Genomic DNA, 8406 nt, shown 5'->3' on the forward strand with positions numbered 1-8406 from the left:
CTCCATTCGAGTGGAAAGCTACTCAGGTGTTCCAATCCTCATTAAAAAATAACTATAGTGATTTATGCAAGTGAGTACTAGTCCTGCTTGCGTAGACTCGGATATGAAACCCCCACGATAACCGACCCAACGGCGCAGAGGATACCGAAAAGGGCTAAGCCATACGGGCCACCCAGGATGGCAATAGCAAAGCCGCCCATACTGCCCCCCAGGCTCGTGAGACCGCGATCCAAACTCTGGAAGCTCATTATCCGTCCCCGCAGTTCGTTAGGAGTAGTCTCCAGAAGCAGACCATTCTTGATAGACACGATGACGGTCTGTCCTATCCCCACGAAGAAAACCATCAGCATTGGTAGCAGCGGCATTGTCAGCCCCAGCACAGTCACCAGTGGGAGCGCTGAAGTAAGACCCAGCGCCGCCAAAGCCGCACCGTATATGACCAGACCGACGATGATGATGCGTCCGCGCTGGTGCAGGATATGTCCCACCGTGGCAATCGCCATTGCGCCTGCCAGGGAACCCACGCCCGAGACCGCCAGCAGCAATGCCGCACCCGTAGTGCCGATGTCCATCACCATCATAGCCAGCCAGGGGATAAAAACACTCATATAAGGCGCCCCGAAGGTGCTCTGCACACCCAGAAGAACTAGAATGCTTATGATGATGGGACTGCGCCAGGCGAAACGGATTCCTTTGACAAAAGACAGTGACCAAGAGTCATCCGTCCGTTCCGAGTGTCCCCCTGGAGGCACTCTAAGCAAGAAGGTGGCAGCGATAGCCGCGATGTAAACAACGACTGTAACCAGGTAGACGCCGCCAAAGATACGAATATCGGTATCCAGAAAACCGAACCCTTTTGCCCACAGGGCGATAAGACCCCCAACAAAAGAGGCGCTGATAATACGCGATAGCTGCATAGTCCCGGTATTGAGCGCTACAGCATTCATCAGCAAGCGGGGCGGCACCAGCGCTGGCAGCAGAGCCTGACGAGCGGGCTGGTCGAATGCCATCAACAAGCTCCTGAGAATAGCGGTTACATAGATATGCCACAGTTCTAATCTGCCGTTGATGATGAGTATAGTAAAGACAAGGTTCACTATGAAGCTCAGACTTTTAGCGGCTAGCATCAGTAAGCGCCGGTCTGTACGGTCGGCAAGAAGCCCGGCAAAAGGACCTAAAGCCATCATCGGTAAGCCCCGGGCCAAAGTGACGAGACCCAACTGGACTGACGAGCCGGTAAGGGCAATAATCATGATGGGACGGGCGACCATATCCATCCATTGGGCTAGCGAATTGCTGACCTGGCCGGCCAGCAGAAGGAAGTAGTTCCTGTATACCAGAGAATGCAGGGTGGGGGGGAGCCAACGGGGTGGTTCCCGCCAGGGGATAGCTAAGTCAGCTGTTGATACCGTCTCCACCGGCAATGAATGTCCACTGTGGCGCGCCATTGTTACCTTTGTTACCTTCTCCCTTATTCGAGGGCATACCGGAGGTGTCTGCCCCTCACATTTTTACCTGCATTTCCAGGACCGCCTGCTGGACTTTAAACAGTTCCCCGATGCCTTTTTCTGCCAGAGAAAGGAGATTGTCAACCGTCTCCCTGGTGAAAGTCTTGCCCTCAGCGGTAGCCTGAAGCTCAACGAACTCACCTTTATCGGTCATCACCACATTAAAGTCAACCTCGGCACTGAAGTCTTCATCATAGCAAAGGTCTAACAGTTGATAGCTACGCACGATGCCGACACTGGTAGCGGCGATGGCGCTCTTCAACGGTATTGACGAGATTATTCCCATATTAGCCAGAGTCCGCAATGCCCGGCAGAGAGCCACATAAGCCCCGGTAATGGCCGCCGTCCTGGTACCGCCATCCGCCTGGAGCACATCACAGTCTACGATGAGGGTCCTTTCTCCCAGCGCGTGGAGGTCAGTGACCGCACGCAGCGAGCGCCCGATGAGACGCTGTATTTCCTGATTCCGCCCGGTAACCCTGCCCAGTGACGAATCACGGGGGGTCCGGGTAACCGTAGAGCGGGGCAACATGGAGTATTCAGCGGTAACCCAGCCACTACCTCCCCCCCTCAGAAAACCCGGAACTCTTTCCTCCACACTGACCGAACACAACACCCGCGTCTTGCCCAGTTCTATCAACGCCGAGCCCTCCGCGAAGCTCTGGAACCCGGGAGTTATTTTCACCGGACGCATCTCGTCCCAGGCACGACCGTCTCCTCTTTTCAACTAAATCCCCTTCCTCAATTTAAAATACAAGACAAAGTATAGCACCGATGAATAAGGGCTGACAATCTCGCGCTTAGCCTGCCGCCGAAGGGAGTTTGAGCTGGTTCAGATAGACAGGTGACACCTGTTATATAGTCCTTAGCTTCAGAGAGTTGAAACCCCTTCGCCTGCTTGCCAAAGCCTACCGCCTGCTCACGCTAAAGCTTCAGGTAAGCCAGCCGGACAGGACTCTATCCCCTTTTCTGAGGGCTTACTCAGTCCCCGTAGACCCGGGCCAGTGTTTCCCTGAGCATGGGCACCGTCTGGTAAGCGGCAATGTCCTCCGGGTCTATCCATCTCATCTCCTGGTGTTCCCAGTCCATTCTAACCTTCCTCCGGTCTTTGATACGGAAAAGATAGGGATAGACTACCCACCGCACGCCCATCCTCTCATCTTCGATCACCAGAGCCTCGCCCTTCTTAATCAGCTCGATCTCTTCACCGTACAGGCCGGTTTCCTCCCCTATCTCCACCAGGGCCTGCTCATCAGCGGTCTCATCAACATAACCGCTGACACCGGCCCATCTCCCCCGGTAACTGCCGACCAGTTCACTGCGGCGCAACAGCAATATCTCACCGTCAGATTCAAGGAAACAGGTGACCACTGATTTTTCCTGAAAATTACGCGCCAACCTCAATTCCTCCGGCTTCATCAAAAATAGAGAGGCTAACGCACCTCTTACACTCCCCACCATATCGATTCCCCGCAACGTAATAAGAGGAAGAAGCCTTTTTAAACTCCCGTCAGTCCAGACTGTTCAGGTGCTCTTTCAGCCAGCCTAAAGCGGTCTCGGCGGCAGAGCGCTTGTTCTGCTCCCGGTCGCCCCGGAAAACGTGCTTCTGGCTGTAAGTTCCTCCCCGGTGTGAGAAACCTATGCAGAACAACCCCACAGGCTTGGCGGGGGTAGCTCCACCCGGCCCGGCGATACCGGTATCGGATAAACAGATGTCGGCGGCCAGTAATTTCCGGCCGCCCGCCGCCATCTCCTCAGCCACCTGGGTGCTCACCGCACCGTATTTTCCGATGGTCTCCCTTTTTACTCCCACCACATTGATCTTAATCTCATTATGGTAAGCGGTAACCGACCCCTGATAGTAACTTGAACTGCCGGGGACATTAGTTATCAGGTGAGATATCAGACCCCCGGTAGCTGACTCCACCAATCCCAGAGTCAATCCCCTGCGACGGAGCAAATCACCAACTTCCTGTTCAAGGCTGGCCATGATTCAGATAAACCTTTCTCTCAAAATCTGACTTCAAGAACCCGGGACACCCCCCCCAATACGAGCTATTAGATCTCAGGTATTGATTATATAGTGTATTAGCACTAAAATAAAGCCATTCTGATATTTAAGGGGGTCTGTTATGGCAATATTAGCCTGGGTTCTGGCTTCTCTGGGCGGGTTATCAGCGGTAATGGGTGTTATCACCGCCGCCGGAGTACTCCCGCCGCTCGGCGACGAGTTCACCACCATGTTCTGGCTGACACTGGGTATAATATTACTTCTGGGCTGTGTTGCCGCTGCCTCCGCTTCCCAAAGCAGTTACGATTAGCGGACCTGGTTTGAGGCTAACTCGCTAAGCCTTTTTCCGCCGCCGCAGCAGCCAGTAGGTAATACCGCCGGCAACTATCCATACCGGACTGAATATACCGACCCAGATGAAGATGTTCGCCAGCGCATGGCCCAAGGTGACGAGGCCATTCCAGGCTTCGCTGGCGGTAATATCAGCGCTCCAGCCGGGGAGTACGGTAATATACTCGTTCCTGGTTTCGGTAGTGGTGTTACCCCTGTCATCAGTCACTTTCAGAGAGACGGTATAACCGCCAGTAGTCCTGTAAGTATGCGCCGGAGACCTGTCCGTGCTGGTATCCCCATCGCCGAAGTCCCACTCAAAGCTATAAGGCTCAAACCCACCGGTTACCTGGCGGAGGGTAAACTGGACCTCCTGACCCGCCCTTACGCTCCTTTTATCAGCCGCAAAACTGACATTGAGCCTGGCCTGCTCCAGATATACCTGAATCAGAGAGGTCTCTGAAGTCCGCTCCAGGAATTGCATCCGCCCCTTGATCTGTTCGATTTCGCCTCTAACCCTGGAAAGCTCCCGCTGAACGCTGAGAATCTCTTCAACCTTTTCTGCCTTTTCCAGAAGTCTGAGTAATTGCTCCTCAGTCGCCTCCAGGTTACGCAGCTTGGCGGCCAGGTCAGAATACTCCTCGGTGACATCCTGACTCGAGGTACTTTCCGACTTTACCTCAACGGCCAGCCCGCGTAATGCCCGCATGGCATTATCAAAGCTTTCCGCGGGCACGCGAAAGACAATATTCCCGGTGAGATTTTCCTCTTCCCCGAACCGGTTAGAAGAAACCACATAGCCACCAAAACCCTGGGCAAGCTCCGCAATCTGGTCTAGAGCCACCGGGACATTATTCACCACCAGTTGCACATTGGCGGTACGCACAATCATGCGGTCAATATCCAGCTGCCCGGTTTCAATTATCACCGGTGGCGTTACACCAAAAGACGGTCTTCCCACAATCATTTCCGGGGGTGGCGCCGGGGCTACCGGTGTGGGTGCTGGCGCCGTTGGTGTCGTCGGCCCCACTATCCCCTTTGAATCTTCCTCTCTTATCGCTGAAGGGGAGCAGGCAACAAACACAAGCAAGATCCCCAGCAAAATAGGGGTTACCAAGGTAAACTTCTTCATCATTGCCTCCTGTTTGGTGACGGCTGACCTCACCTAATTAGTATAACGCTGATTAAGCTAAAAGGATAGGCCGTCCAGGGTCATCTCTGCAGTCAATCTCTTTACCCTGCTGACCACGGCGTGATAAACTGGGGCAGATCTGGCGGACTGGAGGTAGTCAATGTCGCTGTTTATCACCTTTGAGGGAGGAGAGGGGAGTGGCAAGACTCTCCAGGCGCGGGCGCTCTACCGCCGGATTTCCAAACTTGAAGTACCGGTGCGGCTCATCCATGAACCGGGCAGCACGGCACTGGGCTTAAAGCTGGCGCGTCTGCTGAAATGGACGGAGCGTACCCGGATATCACCATTGGCAGAGTTGCTGCTGTTCAACGCCTCCCGCTCTCAACTGGTTGCCGAGATTATCCTGCCTGACCTGAAAGCCGGGAAAGTGGTTATCTGTGACCGCTATACCGATTCCACTGTCAGCTACCAGAGTTACGGGCGGGGTCTCGACATGGACCTGGTCAGGTCTATTAATCAGGCTGCCACCGGCGGGCTGAATCCTGACCTGACCGTTTTGCTGGATGTTCCGGTTGAAGAAGGTTTTGCCCGGAAGCGGGACAAGAAGCCAGACCGCTTTGAGCAGGAGGACATGGCTTTTCACCACAGAGTCCGGGAGGGCTATCTGAAGCTGGCGGCGGCTGAGCCGCCGCGCTGGCTGGTGGTGGATGCCCGCCAGTCAAAAGCCAGAATAAAAGAGATAATCTGGCTCAGGGTAAGCCAGTTGCTCCCAAATGGGGAGTGATTGAACGCGTGTATACCATCATTGCAAGCCAGAACATAATGGGTACCCGTTACGAGGGTATTATTCAGGATTGGTTGGCGGCGCCATTGCGAAACCATTCCTCTATAGGCGGAAGGCTTCAGCCCGAGTTCAGCCCGAGGGCGAAGCAATCTGTGTGTGGGGAAGGGTATACCTCACCTCTCAGATTGCCACGTCGGCTACGCCTCCTCGCAATGACAGATAAAACCAACTAAATGCAAACACTACTCCTCGTTACAATAGACTTGGTAATGCAAAATATTGTATGATACAATACACGTGGAGACTTTAGTGTCATTATTGTTAAACGATGTGTTTTATTTTCATGTTTTGGTCACTTAGCTGAGCTAAAATTAAGTCTATCTGGAGTATGATTATGCCGGAGACGGGTGACAGGTTAAGAATAAAACTTGGTACATCGGTGGAGTCGGGGTCATTGTTGCAGAAGGACCTGGTGATGATGGCCAGGAAGCTGCGTCGCCATGTTGTTTCCATGACGGGAGAGACCGGCAGCGGGCATCCCGGCGGTTCCCTGTCCGCAGTGGAGATTGTCACCGCTCTCTATTTTAAGGCGCTGCGGCATAATCCTGAAGACCCCTGCTGGCCGGATAGAGACCGGTTTGTCCTCAGCAAGGGGCATGCGGCTCCCCTGCTTTACGCGGCTCTGGCTGAGTGTGGCTATTTCCCTGTCGAGGATCTGAGTACCCTGAGGCAGATAGACAGTCATCTCCAGGGCCATGCCGATTGTACCTGCACCCCCGGAGTAGAGATGTCCTCAGGGTCACTGGGACAGGGCTTGTCTTTTGGCATCGGCGTCTCCCTGGCAGGCCGTCTTAACTCGCAGGAATACCGGGTATTCGTCCTGCTCGGTGATGGCGAATGTGATGAGGGGCAGGTCTGGGAAGCGGCGATGGCCGCCGCCCATTTCAAGCTGGACAAGCTGGTGGCGATTGTGGATAATAACGGACAGCAGATTGATGGCTGGAACCGTGATGTTATGAACCTGGCCCCCTTCAATAAGAAGTGGCAGGCATTCGGCTGGCGCGTTATTGAGGTTGATGGTCATGATCTGACCCAGCTAATCGACGCCTTTGAGCAGGCGAAATCGGTTAAAGGCCAGCCGACGGTGATTATCGCCCACACCATCAAGGGGAAAGGGGTCAGCTTCATGGAGAATAACATCGATTTTCACGGCAAAGCCCCCACCGCCGCCCAGGTAGAACAAGCCTTCAAGGAGCTGGAGTAGACATGTCTGTTGAGGTTTCGCTTAGAGAAGCTTACGGTCAGACCCTGGTGGAACTGGGGCGGGAAAACCCTGATATTGTTGTCCTTGATGCCGACCTCTCCAAGTCCACCATGACAAAGTACTTTGCCAGCGAGTTCCCCGACCGTTTCTTTGACTGCGGCATCGCCGAGCAGAATATGGTCAGTATTGCGGCGGGACTGGCCGCATCAGGTAAAGTTTCCTTTGCCAGCACCTTCGCTGTTTTTCTTCCAGGGCGTTGCTTTGACCAGGTACGTATGTCTGTAGCTCAACCGGGGCGTAACGTTAAGCTGGTAGCCACCCACGGCGGTATCACCGTGGGCGAAGACGGCACTTCACATCAGTCAATCGAAGACCTGTCCCTGATTTGTTCCTTACCCGGTTTCACGGTTATCGTTCCGGCGGATGCTATTGAGACTGCCCAGGCGGTAAGGGCAGCGGCGGCCAGTTTCGGCCCCTTCTATATCAGGCTGTGCCGCCCGGCGTGGCCTCTGGTCAATAATGAGGACTACCGCTTTGAGCCGGGCAAAGCGGTTACCATGAGGGAAGGTAAGGATATCACGGTCATCGCCATTGGTGTTATGGTAGCCGCGGCCCTGGAAGCGGCGGGCAACCTGGCGCGGGAAGGCATTGACTGCCGCGTGTTGAATATGCCTACCCTCAAGCCGGCTGACGAGGCGGCCGTCATCAAGGCGGCGGAGGATACCGGGGCGGTGGTTACCGCGGAAGAGCACCTGGAACACGGCGGCCTGGGGAGCACTGTCGCCCGGATTCTTTCCCGCCATCACCCCGTACCTATGGAGTTTGTCTCCCTTAAAGATACTTACGCCCAGTCCGGTAAACCCACCGAGCTTTTACAGAGATACGGCCTCACCGCTGATGGTATCAAACAGGCTGTCCACGCGGTGATGAAGAGGAAGTAACCCGGAGCGCCCGGTATTAACCAGGTCATCTTGTACTGGTGCCGGGGATGGGACTCGAACCCACAAGGATTGCTCCGGCGGATTTTAAGTCCGCTGCGTCTGCCAGTTCCGCCACCCCGGCGTGTCCAGGGTTATTGTAGTGACAAACGCTGGAAAAGGTCAAGCTACGGATTAAGACACTAGCCTAAACCAACGAATGCTCCCTGAATGTAAGTCGACCGGACGCAGTATATATAACGTTTTTAAACCCGGCTAGGGGGGAAGGTTGGTTTAAGATTTCCATCGAAATATTCGCCACGACCACACTTTAGCTCTTCGATAATAGATTATTTCATCCAGCGCAACCTTTAGCTCGTAAGCGAGCATGAGCAGATGCATGAGCGCCGTTCGTGTTTTATAAACAAGTTGCTGATTATTATCTTTGACGGAAAATTCC

At 54.2% G+C, this 8406-nt stretch carries 9 protein-coding genes and 1 tRNA gene; 4 read left to right on the plus strand and 6 right to left on the minus strand.

The window, feature by feature from the left end:
- Positions 1–77: 77 nt before the first annotated feature.
- The 4 genes from Q8Q07_03265 to Q8Q07_03280 form a co-directional block, all read right to left on the minus strand.
- Positions 78–1448: an MFS transporter gene (locus Q8Q07_03265; protein MDP3879312.1), complete on the minus strand. Its 1371-nt coding sequence runs from the start codon at positions 1446–1448 to the stop codon at positions 78–80.
- 55 nt (positions 1449–1503) lie between these two features.
- The gene (rph, locus tag Q8Q07_03270; GenBank protein ID MDP3879313.1) at positions 1504–2235 is read right to left on the minus strand and encodes a ribonuclease PH; all 732 of its coding nucleotides are present in this window, start codon (positions 2233–2235) and stop codon (positions 1504–1506) included.
- Between the two features lie 254 nt (positions 2236–2489).
- Positions 2490–2906, minus strand: coding sequence for an NUDIX pyrophosphatase (locus tag Q8Q07_03275; GenBank protein ID MDP3879314.1), 417 nt, complete (start codon positions 2904–2906; stop codon positions 2490–2492).
- 112 nt (positions 2907–3018) lie between these two features.
- Positions 3019–3498 (minus strand): CinA family protein, encoded by a 480-nt coding sequence (locus Q8Q07_03280; protein MDP3879315.1) that lies wholly within the window; start codon positions 3496–3498, stop codon positions 3019–3021.
- A 142-nt stretch (positions 3499–3640) separates the two neighbouring features.
- On the opposite strand from Q8Q07_03280, the gene Q8Q07_03285 reads away from it, so the two are divergent.
- On the plus strand, positions 3641–3829 hold the full coding sequence (locus Q8Q07_03285; GenBank protein ID MDP3879316.1) for a hypothetical protein: 189 nt from the start codon (positions 3641–3643) through the stop codon (positions 3827–3829).
- A gap of 24 nt (positions 3830–3853) precedes the next feature.
- On the opposite strand, the gene Q8Q07_03290 is transcribed toward Q8Q07_03285, so the two are convergent.
- On the minus strand, positions 3854–4984 hold the full coding sequence (locus Q8Q07_03290) for a DUF4349 domain-containing protein (protein ID MDP3879317.1): 1131 nt from the start codon (positions 4982–4984) through the stop codon (positions 3854–3856).
- A gap of 157 nt (positions 4985–5141) precedes the next feature.
- Between Q8Q07_03290 and tmk the strand changes: the two genes are divergently transcribed.
- From tmk to Q8Q07_03305, 3 genes are all read left to right on the plus strand, one after another.
- The gene (gene tmk / locus Q8Q07_03295) at positions 5142–5765 is read left to right on the plus strand and encodes a dTMP kinase (GenBank protein MDP3879318.1); all 624 of its coding nucleotides are present in this window, start codon (positions 5142–5144) and stop codon (positions 5763–5765) included.
- A 394-nt stretch (positions 5766–6159) separates the two neighbouring features.
- On the plus strand, positions 6160–7029 hold the full coding sequence (locus tag Q8Q07_03300; GenBank protein ID MDP3879319.1) for a transketolase: 870 nt from the start codon (positions 6160–6162) through the stop codon (positions 7027–7029).
- A 2-nt stretch (positions 7030–7031) separates the two neighbouring features.
- Entirely contained in the window at positions 7032–7970 is a 939-nt protein-coding gene (locus Q8Q07_03305; GenBank protein MDP3879320.1) for a transketolase family protein, read from the plus strand.
- A gap of 36 nt (positions 7971–8006) precedes the next feature.
- Here the strand turns inward: Q8Q07_03305 and Q8Q07_03310 are convergent.
- Positions 8007–8091: transfer RNA gene (locus Q8Q07_03310), tRNA-Leu, on the minus strand.
- Between the last annotated feature and the right edge of the window lie 315 nt (positions 8092–8406).

The organism is Dehalococcoidales bacterium (assembly GCA_030698765.1).
GTDB lineage: Bacteria > Chloroflexota > Dehalococcoidia > Dehalococcoidales > UBA2162 > JAUYMF01.